This is a genomic window from Clostridium estertheticum (assembly GCF_018861295.1).
Taxonomy (GTDB): Bacteria; Bacillota; Clostridia; order Clostridiales; family Clostridiaceae; genus Clostridium_AD; species Clostridium_AD estertheticum_D.
The window spans coordinates 126694-148112 of record NZ_JAHLDM010000006.1 but is presented as its reverse complement, the minus strand read 5'-3'; the positions used below and the strand labels follow the sequence as shown (position 1 = coordinate 148112).

Sequence of the window (21419 nt, the reverse complement as noted above, 5' to 3'; positions counted from 1 at the left end):
TCCCCCTTTTATACTGTTTCAATAATTTTATCTAATTCTTCATCATTAAGTAACTTGTCACAATCAAGCAAAAGCTTAACTTCATTTCCTACTTTCCCTATTCCCCTAACATAACGATTATGAAAACCTGTTTTCATTTGTGGTGGTGGAACAATATTACTATCGTCTATATTAATTACTTCTGCTACATTATCCACAATAAGTCCAACAACAGTTTCCTTAATATTAATTACAACTATGCATGTCCTATCATTATAATCTTTCGGCTCTTTTCTAAATCTAAGTCTTACATCAATAACAGGTATAATCTTTCCACGAAGATTTATAATTCCTTTTACATAATCAGGTAATTCAGGTACTTCTGTTATTTCCTGTATACCAATTATTTCTGTTACAAACTTAATTTCAATACCATAAGACTCCTTGCCAACAGAAAATGTTAAAAATTTTCCCCTTTGAGTATCCTCAGCTGTTTCCATAATTTCTTCTAAAATTTCCGCCATTTTTTTAACCACCTTTTTTAAAATTTTATCTATCTAAAATTCCATTCACATCTATAATGAGACTTATATTTCCATCTCCAAGGATTGTACATCCAGCAATTCCTTTGGCTTTCTTAATATAGTTGGGTAGTTCCTTAACAACAACCTGTTGTTCTCCAATTAATGAATCTACAAACAAACATGCAGATTTCGTATTGTCTTCTACAAGCACCATTATCCCATCAGTTGGCGTGGTTACCTTTGTATTTACATTAAATAATCGATGAAGCCTATATATTGGATATGCTTCTCCCCTTATCATTATCATTTCATTTCCATCACTATCTGCAATTACTTCATTCTCTTTTGGTTTAAATGACTCCTTAATTGATGTAATAGGTATTGTGTATTTAGAAATTCCAACAGCTACCTCAAGTCCATCAATTATCGCTAGCGTTAAAGGAATTTTAATAGATATTACACTTCCACGTCCAATCATACTTTCGATTGATATTGATCCGCCAATACTATCAATGTTTTTTTTGACTACATCCATACCAACTCCACGTCCTGAGTATTCTGTAACACTTTCATTAGTAGAAAATCCAGGCAACAGAATAAACGCAAAAATTTCTTTATCGGTTAGTTCCTCCTCAGGTCTTGTAACTAATCCTTGAAGTTTAGCCTTTTCATATATTTTGCTTTTATCAAGACCACGTCCATCATCGCGGACAATGATAAATACATCACCGCCAGCATTTTTCGCCTCCAAGGTAATTTTTCCAATTGGAGGTTTGCCGGAAACTATTCTCTCCTCTTTATCTTCTATACCATGATCTAATGAATTCCGCACTAGATGCATAAGTGGATCTGATATATGATCAATTATATTTTTATCTACCTCTGTCTCCTCACCTATAATTTCTAGTTCAACCTCTTTATTTAATTTTTTGCTCATATCCCTTACTATTCTATTCATTTTGTGAAAAGTCATAGATACTGGTACCATTCGTATAGACATTACAACATCTTGTAATTCATTAGTAAGTTTTCTAAGTTGCCTAGAAGCTTTATTAAAATTATCTAGGGAAAGACCCTCTAAATCCGGATTTTTTGTAACCATTGCCTCTGATATAACAATTTCACCTACTAAATCTAAAAGCATATCCAATTTAGAAATATTTACACTTATTATACTTTGCTGTTTTGCTACTTTAGTAATATGCTCAACTTCTTCTTTATTTGTATCTACTTTCTCTACTTGATCAATTTGAATAGATTCTATTTGAATAAGTTCTTTATCCCCAAAAGGCTCTATCTTCTCTAGCGGCCCTTCAAGTTGAATTATGCTTTTGGCCTTTACCTTTTTAATTTCTTCTGGATATTCTTCCACTTGAAGAAGTTCCAAATCTTTCAAGAAAATAATTTCATTTAGTTTTTCTGCAACTTTTTCATAATCTATAGAAGTAGCAAATCCTACTAGAAAACCATTTTTACGAATAATTTCTACACTGTCATTACTCTCTATTATATCTTCAGGAATGTAGTACATCTCGGATACTATATCCTTAAGATTATGAATTACAGTATATGCGCGTACATTTTCCATCTCACAACCATCTTCATAAAAAATTCTTACAGTGTATTTCTGCCTAGCCTCTAAATCCTGATTTTCATAAGCACTTATAATATAATTACTATCTTCCACTGTATGGGTTTCTATAATATCGCTTATAACAATATTAGCTTCTTTCATAGCACTTAGAAGCTTTGAACTTTTCAGCACTAATTCTTCACTAGATCCGTCAGCCTTCTCATCATTTTCAATTTTTGAAACCTCACCTTTTATAAAATCAATACCTAAAAGCACTAAATCAAACAAGCTCTCAAAATCTATATTTACTGCTTTATTTTCTCTAATAAAATAAAATAAATCCTCCATTGAATGTGCTAAAACAGATATATTATTAAACATCATCATAGCTGATGAACTCTTTATGGTATGCATTATTCTAAAGATTTCATTTATATGTTCTGTATCCATACTTTTATTTTTTTCACATTCGATACTAATCTCTTCAAGCTGCTCCATCAGTTGCGTAGCTTCAAATAGATATATTTCAAGCATTGGTTCTCTAGTTGTTCCATCATTTGACATAAACGCTACCTCCTCCTTTGTTTAGAATATTGTATAAATACTTGAATTAATATTTTTCATCCTTCATAGTTGATTAACAAATATTCTTTTAATATTTTCCAAATTCCTCATTACTCAATGATATTTTAGGTTTGTTTTTAGTTACTGTAACCTCATCATAAGCAAACGATCTGTTTTCCAATCGAGTTTGATTCTTTCGTGATCCTAAAGATACTTTATTATAATTTGAAGCCATTCCTCTTTTTAGATTAAATTTTCCTACCATGCTCTTAAGTAATGAAGCTTGGCTTGATAGCTCCTCACTAGATGCAGCGCTTTCCTCTGCGGTTGCCGAATTAGTTTGAACAACATCTGAAACTTGCTCTATGCCCTTATTTATCTGATATATCGCAGTTGCTTGCTCATTTGAAGCCGCTGCTATTTCCCCAACTAGAGTTGCCGCCTTAGATACCCCTACAACTATTTCATCAAGAGATTCTGCAGTATCATTCGCAATTTTTGTTCCATCCTCCACTTTCTTAATAGACCCTTCAATTAAGTCTGCAGTTTCCTTAGCTGCATTAGTACTTCTTGCTGCAAGATTTCTTACTTCCTCGGCAACAACCGCAAACCCTTTACCATGTTGTCCTGCTCTTGCTGCTTCAACTGCAGCGTTTAATGCTAACATATTAGTTTGAAAAGCAATATCATCAATAACTTTAATTATTTTTGATATATTTGATGATGACTCATTTATATCCCCCATAGATTTAAGCAGCTCTTTCATATGAGAATTTCCAAGCACTGCTCCTTCCTTAGCATTAAGTGCCAGTTCATTTGCTTGACTAGCATTGACTGCATTTTGCTTAGTCTGAGCTGCTACTTGTGTTATTGAAGCAGTTAATTCTTCTATGGAGCTTGCTTGTTCTGTGGTTCCCTGTGATAATGCCTGACTACCATCAGATACTTGGTTCGATCCAGATAAAACCTCATCAGATGCGTCAGTAATACTTCCTAATAGTTCATTAAATGCCTCTAAAGTATGGTTCAAAGAATCCTTTATGACTAAATAACTACCTTGATAATTACCAGTCATACTAATAGTTAAGTCTCCATTTGCCATTTTCTTTAATACATCTGCTGATTCGTTAATTGGATCCTCCATAGCATCAAGTGCCTTGTTAAAGCCTTCTATAACTTCACGATATCCACCCTTGAATTTTGAAATATCACCCCTTGTTTCGAGATTACCTCTTGCTGCGCAGTCTGCTATCATACTTGCTTCTGCTACAAGATCTTGAATTGTTGACATCATTACTATCATTGAAGGCATTAATTCATCATTCTCAGACCTTTTGCCAACACTTATAAGTCCTTCAAGCCCTTTTATATCGCCAACAGATATTTCCACTAACAATTTTACTACAGCTGAAATTCTAGCATGAACAGAATTAATATCTTCTGCAAAGTCCTTCATAGCTCCTTTATAACACCCCGTCATACTCAAAGTATGGTCATTTAATGCCATCTTTGCTAGTACTCTTCTTGATTCATTAATTGGCTCAGTAATAGTATCAAGAGTACTATTTACTCCTTCTACTATTTTCCTGTAATCTCCACTATGTTTAGATATGTCTGCTCTTGTATCTAGATTACCTAATACTGCTGCATCTGCTAGCATATTTGCATCACTTGTAAGTGATTTTATAGCTACAATGATTTTACTAAATGATTTTGCTAAATCCCCAACTTCATCTTTAGTATCTATATCTACCTCAACATCTAGGTTACCTTCTGAAATATTATCTGCAGCTACAAGTAATTTTTTAATTGAATTTCCTATTATCCTTGATATAAAATACCCAAGTAATAACGATAAAATCACTGACAATGCAACGATAATAATAAGTATTACTATTATTCGATTTGATGAATTTTGTGCGTCCTTAGTTAGTTGACTTCCAATTGTTAAATTTTGCTCTATATTGTCATCAATATTTTTTGCTGCTATTTCCCCGAGTGTTCCAGCTTCACTCTTTAATAATATATAAGCTTGTGCATTTTTATTATTAATAGCTAATGTTATAACTTTATCACGAAAAGTGTTATAATCACTTATTGATTTTTCTAATTTAGCATAGTTCAAAAGTTCATCTTGAGTTTTTTCAGTTTTTTTAAACTCTGCCATATATTTAACTATTATTTGGTCATTTACAACTATTTGATCTTGATATTTTTTATAATTAGTATCCTTAGTTTCTATTATAAGGTCCCTTGCGACTGTTCTAGTTTTTTGAAATGCTTCAGATATAAAGCCTAATTCACCTTGTGAATTTCCATAGTTAGTAATGATATTTTCCGATTTTGTTTGTGTTGCCTTAAGGCTAAAAATACCAACTATCCCTATTGCCCCTGCAAATACTGCAACAATAATAAATCCAAACGTTAACTTTTTGCTAAGTTTCATATTATAAAACCATTTCATAATTTGTTCCCCCTCAATTATCCATGTTTGTGAAATTTTTCACTTTTAAATATTGATAATTCTATTTGAATTTATTAGAATTTATTAAAAGCTTTTGTTATTGTTTCTTGGGTAAATGGTTTTATTACAAACCCCATTGCACCTGAAATTATAGCTTCTCTAACAATCGACTCTTGCCCCATAGCAGAAATCATAATAACTTTAGCATTTTTATCAAATGCCTTTATATTTTTTAATGCAGCCAGCCCATCCATTATTGGCATTGTAATATCAAGGGTTATGATATCCGGTTTAAGAATCTTATATTTTTCTATCGCTACTAATCCATTTTCAGCCTCTCCAACTATTTCGAATCCACACTTTTCAAGCATACTTTTCAATGACATCCTCATAAATGTTGCATCATCTGTAATTAAAACTTTCTTCATAAAACCCATCCCTCACTAAATATTTATTATACTTTCAGCATTCTTTCTTTCCTTTTTATTGTATATATTTCTACACAAAATACCTCCATATTAGTTGTAACCAACTACTATTACTCTTATTATATAGTGATATTGACATATTTCAACATATATCCAAACCGAAATTCTTTTATAATTCATCATTTGTTTACAACTTCTTATAATGGTTTATCATCATCATATTCAATTATTCAAAAAATATATTCAAAATTATAATTATTTTTATAATTTATTACATTTATTTCTAATTTATGGTTAAAAGTGTTTTGCATTATAATACATACAATTACTTTAAAACGATTACATTTCCTAATATATATAGGAACTTTTGTTAAATCATCCTCTGCGGTGCTGAAACTTTATAATAAAAAATAAGCAAATTAATTAAAATGGCACCTACAGACTAAACACTTTAAAAAGTATATTAGCTATAGGTACCAGTTTAATTTTTCTGCTTATTTCACTTTCCATTATTATCTTTTACAATATCTATACTTATCATTTCATCTTTAAGCATTCAATCATTTTTCTTAAAATATTTAAATATCTCGTTTTTCAAAAACATAATAACCCACAAAAGCGAATATTATGGAATATATAGCGGATAAACCTAAAGCAAAAGCAAGTGTTGTTCCGGCAATGGGTGATCCTGAAGTAACAAATCTAGAGAAATTAGACATTCCAAGTGGAAGATATTTACCCCAACTGAAATACATAGCTACCATATTTATTATAGTACTCCCAACGAAAAGCAAGAACAAAGAAAATCCTGTAGCCATTGATCGAGAACGGGATATCGCTGAAATTGCGAACGCTATTATTACATATACAAGTACTTGAAGATAATCAAGTAAAAATACAATAATTGTTTTTAATGCTGCTGGGATATACATTATACTGCTACTTGTCCATAACATTTCCTTAGCACCTATTCCATTAAACCCAAATAGTACACCCATCATTATAAAGTTCAATAAAAATGTTGCTACCAAAAGTTCAAGACCATAAATTATTGTAGCTACTAATTTTGCAGAAAGGATTTCATAACGTTTATAAGGCCTTGATATCATCATTTTCATTGTGCCTTCTGAAAATTCGCCTGCAACTAAGGCTGAACACGCTATTATTACAAAAAGCGCAATAAGTCCACTATAATTGGCATTAGCAGAAAACTCTGTACTTCTTGTCCAAACACTCTTTTGTGATTCTGGTTTGATATTATTACTAAGTCTGTACTCACCTTCAGCGATCCCCTTTTTAAGTGATCCCGTAAATGCTTTTTCCACATTACTCTTACCATCCTCAGCCTGTTTTAGCTGAATTTTTTGAAGTGCCACCTTAGCTTGCAATTCTTGTTTCCAATTCTGCGAAACCTTAACTTCATTTGGAATCTTCTGAGATACAGTGTAATATTTATAAATACCAGTTGCTGCCAATATAAGTATAATCATTATTAAAAACATTACTTTCGCAGAAACTCTTTTCCACAATTTTGTATTTTCTACTGAAACAAGTGTAAAAAAACTACCCATTTTATTTGCCCTCCCCTGTAAGCTTCATAAATACATCTTCAAGTGATTGTGTCTCTTGTTTATCCATACCCAAAATAGCAATACCAGCAGTTGTTAATGTTGTAACTATTTCAGGTACACGCTCTTTCGTTGTTTCAATATGTACTCCATCACCTAATAGACTACTATTTATATTAATGCTTGTTAGAAGTGAAACGGCCCTATCATTATCATCCGATTCTAATACTATAATTGTTTTATCATCAACCTTTGTCATGTTAAGGAGTTCTTCAACTGATTTTATCGTTATAATTTTACCTTTATTTATTATCCCAACACGGTCGCACATCTGCTGCATTTCACCTAATATATGGCTAGATACAAGTACTGTAAGACCAGTCTCTGATGCTAACTTTCGAAGCAGCTCTCGCATTGCCTTAATTCCTGCTGGATCAAGCCCATTTGTAGGTTCATCAAGTATAAGAAGTTTAGGACTATGAAGTAGTGCTTGAGCAATTCCTAACCGCTGCTTCATACCTAATGAGTAAGTTTTTACCTTATCCTTTATTGCCCTTTCAAGGTCAACAATTTTCACCACCTCATTTATTCGTGCCTCATCTACACCTTCATATATTTTTGCAAATATTTTAAGATTATCAATGCCAGACATATATTTATACATGTCTGGATTTTCAACTATGCACCCAATATTGCGCATTGCTCCTTTAAAATCATCTTTTACCGAGCATCCACCCACGTAAATACTTCCCTCAGTAATTTTTGATAATCCAACTATCATCTTAATAGTAGTGGATTTTCCAGCTCCATTAGGTCCTAGAAACCCAAATATTTCTCCTTTTTCAAGTTCAAAACAAATATCTGAAACTATTGTACGCTTACCAATTATTTTTTTAAGATTATCGATTTTTAATACTTCATTAGTCATAATATGCCTCCTTATGTAACTTAACTTTACAGTTAGATTTTACTCTAATTTTTATATAAAACAAGATAAAATCCCCATAACGTACATTTTTCATCATAAACGGAAGTATCAGTGCTACCCACATGCCAAATAGCAAGTTGAAAATCAAGAACTTATTTTACTTATCTTCAAGTTTTTATTTCTTTTAGATATTTGATTAAATGACATTTTAAAAACAGTATAACCATCTTCAAATGATAATTGAATATCACTCCCTCTTTTTTTAGCTATTTCTTTAATATTGAAAAGACCATATCCTCTATTATCACCTTTTTTAGTTGAAAATCCTCTTTTAAATATGTTTTCTATATTGTCTGGTTTTATTGTTCTTCCACTATTCTTAACCTCTACAATATTATCATTTCCTTCTTCACATATATTTAATATAACAATCTTATCCTTCTTGCCATTTTTAACAGCTTGAAAAGCATTATCAAGCAGATTATTTAGTATATCTGAAATTTCATAATCATTTAAACTATTATCCAATGAATTATTAGTCACATTAAATAAGAATTTAACATTTAATCTATCTGCCTCACAGAGTTTGTTGTATATTATAGCCTTAATTATAATATTGTCTATATATATGATGTCTTCTATAATTTCATTTGAATATTTAAGTGACATAATATACTTTTTCAATTCATTTTTAACTTCTTTTTCACTACTTACTTGTACTATTGCATTTATAGTGTTTAAATAATTTTTAAAATCATGTTGTCTCCGCCTTGTCTCTTCTACTATATCAAGTAATATAGGCTTGTACATGTTTTGAACTTCTAAAACCTTTTTATCCTCACTTATTTTAATTATATAATAATATAAAAATATATTTAACGATATCATTGATACTATAATAAAAATGTATACTAAGAGATTATCTAATATTATATTTTTATTATATTCCCATATAAATTTAGAAAATATAATATATAACCCTAAATTAATTACAAAATAATATAGTATCTTAGAGTCCAATTTGATAACTTTCTTTGCTATTTTACTAAAGTCGCATCTTGTTATAATAATGGTACAAAGTAATTCTATCGAAAGAAAAACAATTCTCATTACAGATTTACCAGAATACGAAAATCCAACTAAATTTGCGCAACTAATTAGAATTATTTGTAAAATCATATTTACACACGATAATACTATAAATTCCACTATTGTCCTTATAAATGATCTCTTATACATAATTTTCATAAAAATAATCATACTCGCACATCGAATAAGAAAATCCACATAAACATTTGTTTTGTTTATTATGATTAGTATAATTATTTCTATTAGTATTACAAATATATTTTTCAACCAATTATTTTCATCCTTAAGGCAAAATTTGGACCATAATAACATAAAGATAAACAATTCAATAAAACTAACTAAGGCATATTGTAGCACAACTATCATCCCACACGCTCCTTTTCATAACAAATTCAATTTAATTACTGAAATTGTTCCATTATTGCATTTTTAAATTTATAACCTAAAGGAGCATTTTCATCATAATTCTCGAAATAAATTTCACTCAATTTACTATCTACATTCTCAATTTTCTTTATATAGTTAACGTTAACCGCAAAAGATTTATGACACTGAACTATATTGTTACAATTTATAATCTTAAGGATTTTACTAAGCGGTAAGTTATTAACTTTAAAAACACCATTTACTGTATGTATCATACATTTACGAAGATATACCTCTATAAAAATTGTCTCATCAACATATATTTTTACATTGACACCACTTTTAACTTCAATTATTACATATCTTTTTACTTCGGGCTTCTTATTTATATTTTCAATATGCGCTTTAAAGTGTTTTGTCATATTCACTACATCTGCCATATCATATGGTTTTAGAATATAATCATAACAATGCACTTCTTTAAATGCCTTAGTTAAATATTCAACATGAGTTGTTAAGAAAATAATAAAACTAAACTCATATTTTGGTATCTTTCTAACCTCTATTGCGAAATCTACTCCAGATGAACTATTTAAACATATATCCACATAAAAAACATCTATACTATAGATGCTTGTAATTTCTAAAGCCTCATCTTTATCAACAGATTCATATATATTTATACCTTTATCTATTTGCTGTATCATCTTTTTCAAACTTTTTCTCTGCAGCATATCATCCTCTACTATTAACACATTCATTGGTATCCCCTTTAATCATGGTGCCACCCACGTGGCAAGTGGCAAGTTGAAATTTAAAAATTAATACTCACCATAGTCTTATTTTATAACAATCTTATTATATCATAAACTTTTACTAAATTAGATATATATTGGCACATTACCAATAAAAATGACCTTATTTAATAGAGACAATTAATATGTTTAATAACTTATTGTTTATCAGTTATTAAAAAAGACCCCTAAATTTTTATTTTTAGGGATCTTTTTATTTGTACATGTAACCTAAAGAGTTATTTTAATGTTTTATTTCTATTTTTCATATAATTCTATAGGTAAATCATCTGGATCACTAAAAAAAGTAAATCTTTTTCCCGTAATCTCATCAATTCTAATATCCTCAGTAATAACATTTTTATCATTAAGTTCTGCTATTGCTGCATCAATACTATCCACCTCAAAAGCAAGATGCCTTAATCCTCTTGCTTCAGGGTAACTAGGCCTTTTAGGTGATTGCTTAAAAGAAAATAATTCTATTTGATAATTTCCAGAAACGCCCAAGTCAAGTTTATATGACTGTCTATCTTTTCTGTATACCTCTTTAATTATATGTAATCCTAAAATATTAACATAGAATTTTTTAGACCTTTCATAATTTGAACAAATAATAGCTATATGATGAATTTTATTTAACTTCATTATTAAACCTCCTGTTTTTTTAACACTTTTGCTTGTCCCATTATATTTATAACTATGAAATACTCTATAGTTGAGTATCCCTAGTTATAAACAATTTCTAATATTATGGAGTTAAAATATCTCCTCTAAATCAGTCACAATTTTATCTGCAAGTCCTAGTGAAATGATTTCATCAGACATTAACCACCAATCTTTTCTATAATTTTTTGTATAGAGTTTATCTGTAATATTTGTATTTGCAACAATAAAATCTTTAACTCTTTTTTCTTGTCTTTGAGTAAATTCAAAATTATCTAAAACCTTATCTGTATTACCCATAGCCCCTGTACTACCAGAATGGATTAGTGCTGTTGTATCCTGAAATACATATCTGTGGCCTTTTGAACCAGCAAGTAGCATTAATCCACCCGAACTGTAAGTTTTTCCGAGGCCTATTGTATACACTGGTGTTTTAGAAAGTTGTATAACATTTATGAAATTGAGCACCGCAGGTAATTCACCTCCATTAGAATTTATAAATATCTTAATTGGAGTTCTCTCCTCAGGCGATTTACCTTTATCCTGTTTATTCCACTTTATAATCATTAAAGAAAAATCAACCAAACTATCATCAATATCAAAGTTCCAAAAAATTTCTCTATTTCTAGTCCTCTCATAATAATCTAAGGTTTCTGGGTCTGGTAGATTCATTTTTGTTAATTCCTTAACCTCATCATCAAAAAATATATTCCAGTTTTTATTTGCACTCATAATTCACCCTGCTTCCTTCATATTATTAAATCGTATATTATATTATATGTATGCGGATATTCTTTTCCACATTCAAACTCATATAAATATATTTTGTTTTTATTTGTTTTTATGCTCCTTTTCAAGCTTTGAAAATGTGTAAGATATTAACAATGCAATTATCCCAACGATCATAAATACTAGTGTCTTAATTATAAAATTAAATGAATAGAAATCTATGAGCATTAATTTAGCACAAGTTATAAGCGATAATATTAAGCCATATTTTCTAAGCTGAGGATTATTTATTTTAAACCCTAAAAATACACTACCAAAAGCAACTAACATAAGTGATATACTAAGCATTAGTTGTTTAAATTCATATACTACATCAACTATAAAACTTAATCTCACTACAATATAAGTTGATAACAATGCTCCGATTAACACATTATTGAAATTGAATCTAGTGTTATCTATATATTCATCAGTAAACATAGATACTAAAATATATATTATAAGCATTGTAGTTAAATAAAATTGTATATTTCCATATAAACCTGAGATAATGCATAAGAAAACTATAAAACATAAACTTATAAAATTCATTATCTTTATGTTATCATGCTTTAATACATCAAATTTGTTTATTACAACTGTGTATATAACAAATATACTAAGCACTATGAATGATTGTAGATTATTAAATATATCTATATTATTTATCTCATTAAATACCCACCCTGCTATAATTAGCAAATAAAAATATTTAAACATTATAATCACTATATTATTTTTAAACTCTTTACTACAATAGATTATAGCTGCATATAATACTAAATATATTATACTAATAGACTTATTTATATTAATTAAACAATTTAACATACTTAAACCCACTAATCCTATTAGAGTAACTCTTAAAAAAATGTTTTTATCCTTTAACCAAACCATAAGTGTACTTAAAACTAAAACAGATATTACACTTATAGTGACGATACTATATTGGCCGTGTAAATCTATATTTAATCTAAAAAGTATGTCTAAGCAAGTTATTACAACGCCCACATAACCCGTCCATTTTGATGAGTTTTTTAGCCTTAATAATATTGCAATTCCAATAATACAGTAAGCAAGCAAAGGTACATACCAAATAGTCGTGTCTATATATATTGATAGTGATGAGAAAGGATATATTATAAAATACATTAGTATCCCTATCGAGTTAAGTGTACTTTCTTTTCTTTTACAAGTAATCATAAATTGCACACTATATATAAGAGTTATTAGTATATATAATAGTGTCAACACATACTTATCAAAATTTACCCCAATAATTATAGTAGAGATTAATGCTAACATTGATGTGTAAAATTCAAATGATACGTTTATTTCTTTACTTTTAATTTCCTGTAGCGGAAAATATATATTTAATATATTTATAAATATTAATATTATAAGTAAAGTATATGACTGCCCCGATGATATCTTGTCTACAGGTACTAAACATATATATGCTCCTATTAAAGTTACAATTCTGAGTAAATTTGATTCCTTTTTATAACTTAAATAAATTGCCCCAGCAGTTATTAATGCCGTGATAACCAGCGTTATTATGCCTGAAATATTTTCAAGTTCTAAATAATTTATTATTACTGCTATATATAAACCAGATATTCCAAGGGCCGTTATACCTTTTGAAAATTTGTAATTCTTCCTGAGTAGGTATAATTCACTAAATAATAAAATTAATATAGGTATTACAAATAGGGTTAACCCCTTCATCTCTTTTGACATAAAATTCACATAAACAACCCTACCAAATGTAGAAAGAGATATAAGGATTAAAATTATACCAATTAAGTTTAATGCTCCTATACCTAATTTCAGACTATTTCCTTCTGGCTTTTTAATTGAAGTATGATTTATATTTTCTTCTTTTAAATGTTGTGGAACATTAGTAGGTTCCTTAAGAGTATGTGTTTGAAAAGTAGTAACCTCACTAATTTTTGTTTCTAGTCCAACTAGCTTCATCTCTAAATTGCTTACCATTTGGAATAAATTTGATATTTCTGTAGTCAATCCTAACTTTTTAGTTTCGTTTGACACAGTAATTGCAACAATTCTATTTTTTAAAGCAACAAACTCATTTCTAGTTTTATCTGTCACACCTAGGTTATAAGCCTCAAGTTTTTCTAATATTTTTTTATTCTCTAAGTATACTAACTCTTTCTCTTTTTTCTCTACTGTTTCTAAGTCTAATAAGATGAGATGAATTTCATTATTTGTCTCCTCTTGTAGCCTCAGATAATCATCAATACCTCTCATTTACATTCCCCCTCGTATGTTATTTAGATTTTATATTTCTATATCCTTCCAACTTACATTAAAACTAGTTTTCCAGAGTATTACATTAACTATTAAAAGCACTATTCCGTAAACACATATAAATATTATATTATTTCTAATAGCTATATGAATTCCAGCAAATATGCCAAGTAGCAAGCTAGTTATTATCGATGGCATTATAAGTTTTCCACTATCTGTTGTTGCAAATTTTACACTAAACGGCATTGCCTTATTTGATAATTTAAAATATACTAACGATAATATTAAAAGAACTAAAAACATTACCACTAAGTCTATAATTATCGATGGACCTTTAAGTATTAGGAATACAATAGAATCCAGCAAATATAGTGGTATTATAAGTTTAAATATAGTTCCTTTTACTGCTCCTTTTAATATTACTCCCGGATTCTCTATCGGTAATACCTTGTATATAAAAGCTCCCTTAAAACTATCACTATTATTTATAAATGCTGTACAAAAACATAATAAGAATATACTTATATATATTAATAAATGAATCTTCCCACCAAAACCATTTTGAATATTATCCAAAAGCGATTTACCATTTCTGTCCATGAACATAAATAGAACTGGCATAAATACTGCCATTGCAAGGGTTGGATATACCTTCAGCTTTAGGTTTCGTTCTGTAGCTATCATATTTTGAGTAAATTTAAACATACTCTTTTCAATATTATCCTTGCAAACAAGTCCAGCTATAAATTCTTTTCTATTTTCACTCCTTCTGCTTACTGTTCCTCCTTTAGAATTTAATTTTTCAAGGTTCTTTTCAAAATATGGTACTACCTTTTTAAAATAAAGCATAATTAAAACAATCGGCCCCACTACCGCAAGTACTAGTAAGTACATTAATATAGGTTGTTTATTACCATCTATCAATATTCCAAATGGCGCTGCAAACCACATGGATGGTAATATTACATGCCAAAGCTTAGGTATATATTCACTATTCATATTTGAAACATTAAAAACTCTAGCAACTAATTGATATCCAAATGCAAATACAAAAGCTAATAATATTTGGAAATAGTTTATTATATCTTTTAGTTTTTCTCCATCAAAAAACTTTAAAACTAAGGTGTACAATAAAGATGTTAAAGTTATAACTATTAAAACCGAAAGGATATTTTCTATAAAAAATACTATGAAAAATAAAGCCCCATATTTTATTGTGCCAATAAGGAGTGGTATTAAATTTAATGACAGGGTCAGTCCTGATAAATATATACATATATGGGTAGTTTTCGCTGCATTAAAAGTTTTATTATCTATAGGTTTTGGTAATAATATACTTTTCTCTGTTACATCTAATAATACTGCTGAAAAATCAGATATCATAAGTGAAATCATCATAAATAAATTTATACCTATTACAATATTTGTAGCTTTCATAGCAGGCATATCACTATTCATTATTAGACCAATAAAAATACTTATAACAGCATTAAACATAAGCAAACTTAAATAATTATTTTTATCTCGGCTCTCGTCACTCTTTTTATTTTTTCCCATGACATTGCTTACCCGCCTGCCATCCATTGTTAATTTTATCTGTAGAATCATTCTCATAACTTTATAGTTAACTCCTAATTTTACATATATAAATTGGAATTTATCTAATATCTTAAGAACCGTGAAATTTTTCATACCTACACCTCTTCAACCAAAGAAACAAATTCTTCAGCAATTGCTGTATGCTCATTAAACCCTGTTAACTGATTAAATATTTCCTCAAGTGAACCCTCCATTTGATTATTATTTAATTCCTCAAAACTACCATCAGCAACTATTCGTCCAGCATTTAATAGTATTATTCTATCACTTACCTTTTCTACAACATCCATTATATGCGATGAATAAAATATTGTTTTCCCTCCCTTTGCAAGAGTTTTCATAACCTCTTTAAATACCATAACACTATTAGCATCCAGTCCACTTAAAGGTTCATCAAAAAATAATATATCAGGGTTATGAATTAAACTGCATATTATAAGTAGCTTTTGCTTCATGCCTTTTGAATATGAGGATATTCTAGAATTTATAACATTGTCCATTGCAAACAGTCCCATTAGCTTTTCTGATCTCTCTATAAGTTTTTTCTCTTCTAGACCATATATTCCACCTAAAAAGCTTATATACTCATAAGCAGTTAAATTTTCATATATATCAGCAAGTTCTGGTACATAACCTATTTTCTTTTTATACTCTATACTTCCATTACTAATATCTTGTCCAAGTATTTCAACCGTTCCAGAGTATCCTTCTAATATACCTAACATTATTTTTATAGTAGTGCTTTTACCAGCACCATTAGTCCCTATATATCCTATAATTTGTCCGCGTGGAATCTCCAAATTTATACCATTAAGCACTAACTTGTTACCATAACTCATTTGTAAATTTTTTATTGATATTATACTTTCTGAATTTTCCATCATTCCCACCCCTTAATGTATTTTATATGTTTGTGTTCCTTATTATACTACATAATTTTATAACTTAAATATAAGAAATTTTATAATATGTGAATTGTTTTATAATTATAGTCAAATTGTTATATACGGAAAATTTTTATTGTAATACTATAAAAAATAAAGACCCAATAAAAAACCTCCTATACAATGTTAAGTGTCAAAGCCTAACAGTATAGAAGGTTTTTAAGTGAATCAATTAAGTCATTTCCTAGGTCACTACATTATTGACATTCGCTATTCTAAACATTTTCTCATTATAAATTCAAAGTGAATATCCTTTGAGGAATCTATAAGATATTCTTCGTGAACTGGCGCTCCCCAGCTATCATCTCCACCTACTCCCATTTGCTTTGCTGCAATTGTAACTACTGTATAGTTAACTCTGGGTAGTTCATTGTGATGATATGCATTTTGAAGCTCGCATGCTGTATATGGAGATACTCCTAATTCAAATGGTACCTTGCTTGCTTCAAACTCAATACCAAATCTATTTTTATCTTTTATCTTAGCCCATCTAACTCCAGTATGATTTCCACTTTCCTGAGGTACAATATACCCAGCAACATTTTCTTTCACTGATTTTTCGAAAATTCCAAGTGTTGCTCCATGAAGCCTATCCACATAATTTTCTTCTGGTCCCTTGCCATACCACTTGAAATTATCATAATCTGATGATAATTTAAATGCCATTCCAAATATAGGAAGTTCAGGCATTCCTTTAATACCTTTATAATCGCAACTTACTTTAATTTCACCATTAGAATATACAGTATAGGCTATCTTAACTTCAGCCTGTATTCCTGCTAGAAGTGCGTATGTATATTCTACGATAATGCTATAATCATCTTCAATTACCTGGACATCGATGCAACTTTGGAACATACTTGCTTGAAGCCATTGTCCACACCTAAATCCATGATTAGTTCCCTTATCATTATCCGTCATAGCTCTCCAATAAATAGGCATTGGTGCCCTAGTTATCATTTCTATGCCATCATATCTAAGAGATACCATTCCACCTTCTTGTTTTGAAAATAAGACACTAAAATCATCATTTTTAACTCCAATATTTACATCTCCATGGACAACTTGAATCTTAGTTAACTTTTTAGTATCAATAGTTCCCTCTACATCAAATACATACTGATCAAATGCTACAACATGCAAAGCCTCTGCCCAAATATTTTTATTTTTAAGTTTAAATGAAACATTCAAAACATATTCCCCAAAAGTTTTCACCTGCGGAAGTTTAAGCCTTACATATTTTTCTTCACAAGGATTAACAATAACTGTTATAACATCTTTGTAAATTTCTTTTCCATTAAGATCTAGGCAATACTCTAAAATATAATCAGAAGTATCTATAAACAGATTTTCATTTTTAACCAAAACTCCATCTCTGCCAGTAATTAATTTTATATTTTGATAAAGTTTTTTTACTTCTTGCACCTTTGGAGAAGGTTTTCTATCTGCATAAACTATTCCATCGCCACAGAAGTTATAATCTGTAGGTCTATCATCAAAATCTCCGCCATAAGCCATAACTTCCTGATTAAACTTATCCTTTTTAATTATAAATTGGTCTATATAATCCCAAATAAAACCACCTTGGTAAAGCTGATATTTGCTTTCTAGCTCCACATATTTATGCAGTGCTCCACATGAATTTCCCATGGCGTGCATGTATTCACAGCTTATATATGGTTTTTCTGGAGCATTATTTAAATACTCTTCAATTTCAAAAACCTTAGCATACATTCTACTTTCCATATCGCTAGTTTCGTTAAAACTCCTATCCTGGAATACACCTTCATAATGAACTAATCTTGAGGGATCTTTTTCTCTAAAATACTTTGACATCTTATATATATTTTCTCCACCAAAGGATTCATTCCCACAAGACCATATTAAAATGGACGGATGATTTTTATCCCTTTCAAGCATAGACGTTGCCCTATCAAGTACAATGTCTAACCACTGTTTTTTACTGCCAGGAATAACCCAATCAGGCTTGATTTTGCCCATCTTTTGCCAAGATCCATGAGTTTCGAGGTTTGTTTCATCTATTAAATATATGCCATATTCATCACAAAGCTCATACCAATGTGTTTGATTAGGATAATGAGAAGTTCTCACAGCATTTATATTATTTTGCTTTAAGAATTTTATATCCCATAACATATCTTCTTTAGTAATAGCTCTACCTTTTCTACAGTTAAATTCATGACGATTTATGCCCTTAAACACTATACGTTTGCCATTTATGGTCATAATCTTATTTATCATTTCAAAACTTCTAAATCCAACCTTTTGACTGACTACTTCCACAATTTTTCCATCAAGTCCTCGAATTAAAGCAAATAAGGTATAAAGATATGGATTTTCAGCGCTCCAAAGCTCTACGCTATTAACATTTAAATCTAATGATATGATACTTGCTAAAGATGTTCCTATATCTTTCGCCACCACTATTCCATCTTTATCCATAAGTTCTAAATCAATGGTAGAATTAATTTCTCCCTTTATTTTTAAATCTAGATTTAAAACTGCATTTTTATAAGACTTGTCTAGGTCTGTTTTCACAAATAAGTCTTGAATATGAGTTTCTGGAATAGAATATAAATACACATCCCTAAATATACCTGAAAAACGCCAAAAATCTTGATCTTCTAGCCAGCTTCCAGTTGATCTCTTATATACCTCCACAGCCAGCTTATTTTCTCCATCTTTAATATAATTAGTTAAATCAAACTCTGCTGGAGTAAAGCTATCCTCGCTATACCCTATAAATTCACCATTTAACCAAAGGTAAAATGCGTTTTCCACTCCTTGAAAAGAAATATATACAGGCCCTCCTTTAATATTTTCATCAATATCAAAATACTTTACATAACTTCCAACAGGATTATATTCTTTAGATACCTCAGGTGGTAATAACTCGCTATGACCATCCCAAGGGTACATGGTATTTATATATTGAAGTTTATCATAACCTTGAAGTTGTATATGTGCAGGAACTTCTATATCCTTAAAACAATGACAATCAAATTCTGGTTCATAAAATTTTTTAATTCTAGAGCTTGGATTTACCGCAAAACTAAACTTCCAATTTCCATTCAAACTTTGACGAAGATCCATTTCGCCAATTGCTTCTTCTTCTTTTGTCAAATAATATTTATGATCTGAGTGAGCCTCAATTCTGTTAACAGCAAAAACTGAAGTATCAGAAAGCCAATCTAAACTTGGTATTTTAAAATCCATAATTTCATCTCCCACTTTATATTTTATTATAATACATATTATTCTTTAACAGAACCTAACATTCCTGCAATGAAATGTTAAAACTCTATCAAGAATCTTATTCCTATATATTTCAAAACTATATCCAGCAAAAAAGGCTATAATTAAGTTGTATAAGCGCTATTAATTTATATAGCACTATTAAAGTTACTTCAATTAGTACTATATACCATAGCGTTGTAAATGTATACAAAGATACTAGTATAACATCAAAAGTATAAATTTTATGTTAATAATAATTTCTTGTTTTCTAGGTTTTAATACCTAAAAACACACTTAAAATAGTTTAATAAATTTACATTTCTTACAAATATATTGCAATGGAGTTGATTTTATGGTATTCTTTATATTAAATGGTATATATAGTAAGATGAATTTGTATCATTATAAAATTGTTATAAAAATATAGTATTTAATGAAGAAATGGGGTCAATTTGTCATGGAATCTAAATACAAAAACGGTCCTGAAATATCATGGATTCAGGCTATCTTAATTTCTCTGTGTGTTACAACTCCAGTTCTAGCACTCGTTGGAATTAAAATACTGTTAACTACTATGTAACTCGTCATTATACTGCTTCGATTATTATCAATTAAAATATTTCTTATATCAATAGGTAGATAAGATTAAAATAAAAAGGGGTGAAAAGTATGAAGCTATCCGCAATTTTAGGTTTATTAATTGTTATAGGAGGCTTAGTATGCTTATTTTATGCAATACCAACAGAGAAGTGAAAAATACTTTTAGTCTCTTTTAAAGTTTGTTAGTTCTAAATAAGTACATAGCTATATGCTCAAACTTTTATCCATCACCATAGGTGTTATCACTTTTTTCAGTAATTATATAGCAATTGAGTTTCATGGGATAATAAAAGAACAAAAAAAAGACATGTCAACATTTCTATTAGAAATATTGACATGTCTTTATTTATTGTTAATTATTGTTTAGCATATTTAGCTTTATAAGCCGCTAAATCATCGTTTACAGATGTTTTTTCTAGAGCCTCAAATTCATCCTCTAAAGAATCAACTTTGAGTTCTCCTAAACCTTCTGCTAAACATTCTTTTTCCTCTATCTTACGTTCTAATCTATCTAAATCAATACTATTACCTTTTGTTTTAATATTAGCTGTAATTGCATTAACTTCCTCTGCAGCCTCTGCTGTTTTAAGTCTAGCTATTAAGCCGTCTCTCTTGCCTCTTAAATCTTTTAAGTCATCTTCTAAATCTACCAAACTTTTCTTCAAACTATCTGCAGTAATTTTAGCTGAATTATAAGATTTTGATAATGAAACACTAGTAGCTTCACATTCTTTTTGTTTAGCAATTGCTTTGCTAGCTAATTCATCATTACCTTTTTCTATAGCTAGTTTTATTTTAGATTCCCAATTAGTCATATCTTCTTTCGCTGAATTCATTTCTCTTTCAAGTCTTTTTACATTTCCAAAAACTACAGCTGATTTAGTCTTTGCTTCATTTAAAGATGCATCTTTATCTCTTATGGCTTGGTCTATAAGCGCTGCTGTATCCTCATTTGCATCTATTATTTTGTTAACTCCTGCTTTTAGACTATTACCTAATCTATCAAATATTCCCATTGTTTATATTCCTCCTTATTCTC

Annotated in this window: 15 protein-coding genes; all 15 read right to left on the bottom strand. The window is 29.5% G+C overall.

Annotation, left to right across the window (positions count from 1 at the left end; genetic code table 11):
* Positions 1–8 precede the first annotated feature (8 nt).
* Positions 9–503 (bottom strand): chemotaxis protein CheW, encoded by a 495-nt coding sequence (locus KPL54_RS08450; RefSeq protein WP_216106148.1) that lies wholly within the window; start codon positions 501–503, stop codon positions 9–11.
* A 25-nt stretch (positions 504–528) separates the two neighbouring features.
* Entirely contained in the window at positions 529–2640 is a 2112-nt protein-coding gene (locus tag KPL54_RS08445; RefSeq protein WP_253203397.1) for a chemotaxis protein CheA, read from the bottom strand.
* 88 nt (positions 2641–2728) lie between these two features.
* Positions 2729–5104, bottom strand: a complete 2376-nt coding sequence (locus tag KPL54_RS08440) for a methyl-accepting chemotaxis protein (RefSeq protein ID WP_216106147.1) — start codon at positions 5102–5104, stop codon at positions 2729–2731.
* Positions 5105–5178: 74 nt separating this feature from the next.
* Complete coding sequence (locus KPL54_RS08435; RefSeq protein ID WP_216106146.1) at positions 5179–5532, bottom strand: response regulator; 354 nt, start codon at positions 5530–5532, stop codon at positions 5179–5181.
* Positions 5533–6110: 578 nt separating this feature from the next.
* On the bottom strand, positions 6111–7103 hold the full coding sequence (locus KPL54_RS08430; RefSeq protein ID WP_216106145.1) for an ABC transporter permease subunit: 993 nt from the start codon (positions 7101–7103) through the stop codon (positions 6111–6113).
* A 1-nt stretch (position 7104) separates the two neighbouring features.
* On the bottom strand, positions 7105–8028 hold the full coding sequence (locus KPL54_RS08425) for an ABC transporter ATP-binding protein (RefSeq protein WP_216106144.1): 924 nt from the start codon (positions 8026–8028) through the stop codon (positions 7105–7107).
* Between the two features lie 144 nt (positions 8029–8172).
* Positions 8173–9483: a sensor histidine kinase gene (locus KPL54_RS08420; protein WP_216106143.1), complete on the bottom strand. Its 1311-nt coding sequence runs from the start codon at positions 9481–9483 to the stop codon at positions 8173–8175.
* 35 nt (positions 9484–9518) lie between these two features.
* The gene (locus tag KPL54_RS08415) at positions 9519–10244 is read right to left on the bottom strand and encodes a LytR/AlgR family response regulator transcription factor (RefSeq protein ID WP_216106142.1); all 726 of its coding nucleotides are present in this window, start codon (positions 10242–10244) and stop codon (positions 9519–9521) included.
* Positions 10245–10535: 291 nt separating this feature from the next.
* A complete protein-coding gene (gloA2, locus tag KPL54_RS08410) occupies positions 10536–10922 on the bottom strand; it encodes an SMU1112c/YaeR family gloxylase I-like metalloprotein (protein WP_216106141.1) in 387 nt (128 codons plus the stop codon).
* Between the two features lie 111 nt (positions 10923–11033).
* Positions 11034–11672, bottom strand: a complete 639-nt coding sequence (locus KPL54_RS08405; protein WP_216106140.1) for an ATP-dependent Clp protease proteolytic subunit — start codon at positions 11670–11672, stop codon at positions 11034–11036.
* 99 nt (positions 11673–11771) lie between these two features.
* A complete protein-coding gene (locus KPL54_RS08400; RefSeq protein ID WP_216106139.1) occupies positions 11772–13979 on the bottom strand; it encodes a DUF2339 domain-containing protein in 2208 nt (735 codons plus the stop codon).
* A 30-nt stretch (positions 13980–14009) separates the two neighbouring features.
* Complete coding sequence (locus tag KPL54_RS08395) at positions 14010–15671, bottom strand: ABC transporter permease (protein WP_216106138.1); 1662 nt, start codon at positions 15669–15671, stop codon at positions 14010–14012.
* 2 nt (positions 15672–15673) lie between these two features.
* On the bottom strand, positions 15674–16459 hold the full coding sequence (locus KPL54_RS08390) for an ABC transporter ATP-binding protein (protein ID WP_369700355.1): 786 nt from the start codon (positions 16457–16459) through the stop codon (positions 15674–15676).
* Positions 16460–16732: 273 nt separating this feature from the next.
* Positions 16733–19759, bottom strand: coding sequence for a glycoside hydrolase family 2 TIM barrel-domain containing protein (locus KPL54_RS08385; RefSeq protein ID WP_216106136.1), 3027 nt, complete (start codon positions 19757–19759; stop codon positions 16733–16735).
* A gap of 977 nt (positions 19760–20736) precedes the next feature.
* Positions 20737–21396, bottom strand: a complete 660-nt coding sequence (locus KPL54_RS08380) for a PspA/IM30 family protein (protein WP_216106135.1) — start codon at positions 21394–21396, stop codon at positions 20737–20739.
* Positions 21397–21419: the final 23 nt, after the last annotated feature.

Bases quoted from the DNA above. Each gene is read 5' to 3' on its own strand.
- KPL54_RS08380 (WP_216106135.1), bottom strand. From the start codon at position 21,396: ATGGGAATATTTGATAGATTAGGTAATAGTCTAAAAGCAGGAGTTAAC.
- KPL54_RS08385 (WP_216106136.1), bottom strand. From the start codon at position 19,759: ATGGATTTTAAAATACCAAGTTTAGATTGGCTTTCTGATACTTCAGTT.
- gloA2 (WP_216106141.1), bottom strand. From the start codon at position 10,922: ATGAAGTTAAATAAAATTCATCATATAGCTATTATTTGTTCAAATTAT.
- KPL54_RS08425 (WP_216106144.1), bottom strand. From the start codon at position 8,028: ATGACTAATGAAGTATTAAAAATCGATAATCTTAAAAAAATAATTGGT.
- KPL54_RS08420 (WP_216106143.1), bottom strand. From the start codon at position 9,483: ATGATAGTTGTGCTACAATATGCCTTAGTTAGTTTTATTGAATTGTTT.
- KPL54_RS08395 (WP_216106138.1), bottom strand. From the start codon at position 15,671: ATGAAAAATTTCACGGTTCTTAAGATATTAGATAAATTCCAATTTATA.
- KPL54_RS08415 (WP_216106142.1), bottom strand. From the start codon at position 10,244: ATGAATGTGTTAATAGTAGAGGATGATATGCTGCAGAGAAAAAGTTTG.
- KPL54_RS08390 (WP_369700355.1), bottom strand. From the start codon at position 16,459: ATGGAAAATTCAGAAAGTATAATATCAATAAAAAATTTACAAATGAGT.
- KPL54_RS08400 (WP_216106139.1), bottom strand. From the start codon at position 13,979: ATGAGAGGTATTGATGATTATCTGAGGCTACAAGAGGAGACAAATAAT.
- KPL54_RS08435 (WP_216106146.1), bottom strand. From the start codon at position 5,532: ATGAAGAAAGTTTTAATTACAGATGATGCAACATTTATGAGGATGTCA.
- KPL54_RS08430 (WP_216106145.1), bottom strand. From the start codon at position 7,103: ATGGGTAGTTTTTTTACACTTGTTTCAGTAGAAAATACAAAATTGTGG.
- KPL54_RS08450 (WP_216106148.1), bottom strand. From the start codon at position 503: ATGGCGGAAATTTTAGAAGAAATTATGGAAACAGCTGAGGATACTCAA.
- KPL54_RS08405 (WP_216106140.1), bottom strand. From the start codon at position 11,672: ATGAGTGCAAATAAAAACTGGAATATATTTTTTGATGATGAGGTTAAG.
- KPL54_RS08440 (WP_216106147.1), bottom strand. From the start codon at position 5,104: ATGAAATGGTTTTATAATATGAAACTTAGCAAAAAGTTAACGTTTGGA.
- KPL54_RS08445 (WP_253203397.1), bottom strand. From the start codon at position 2,640: ATGTCAAATGATGGAACAACTAGAGAACCAATGCTTGAAATATATCTA.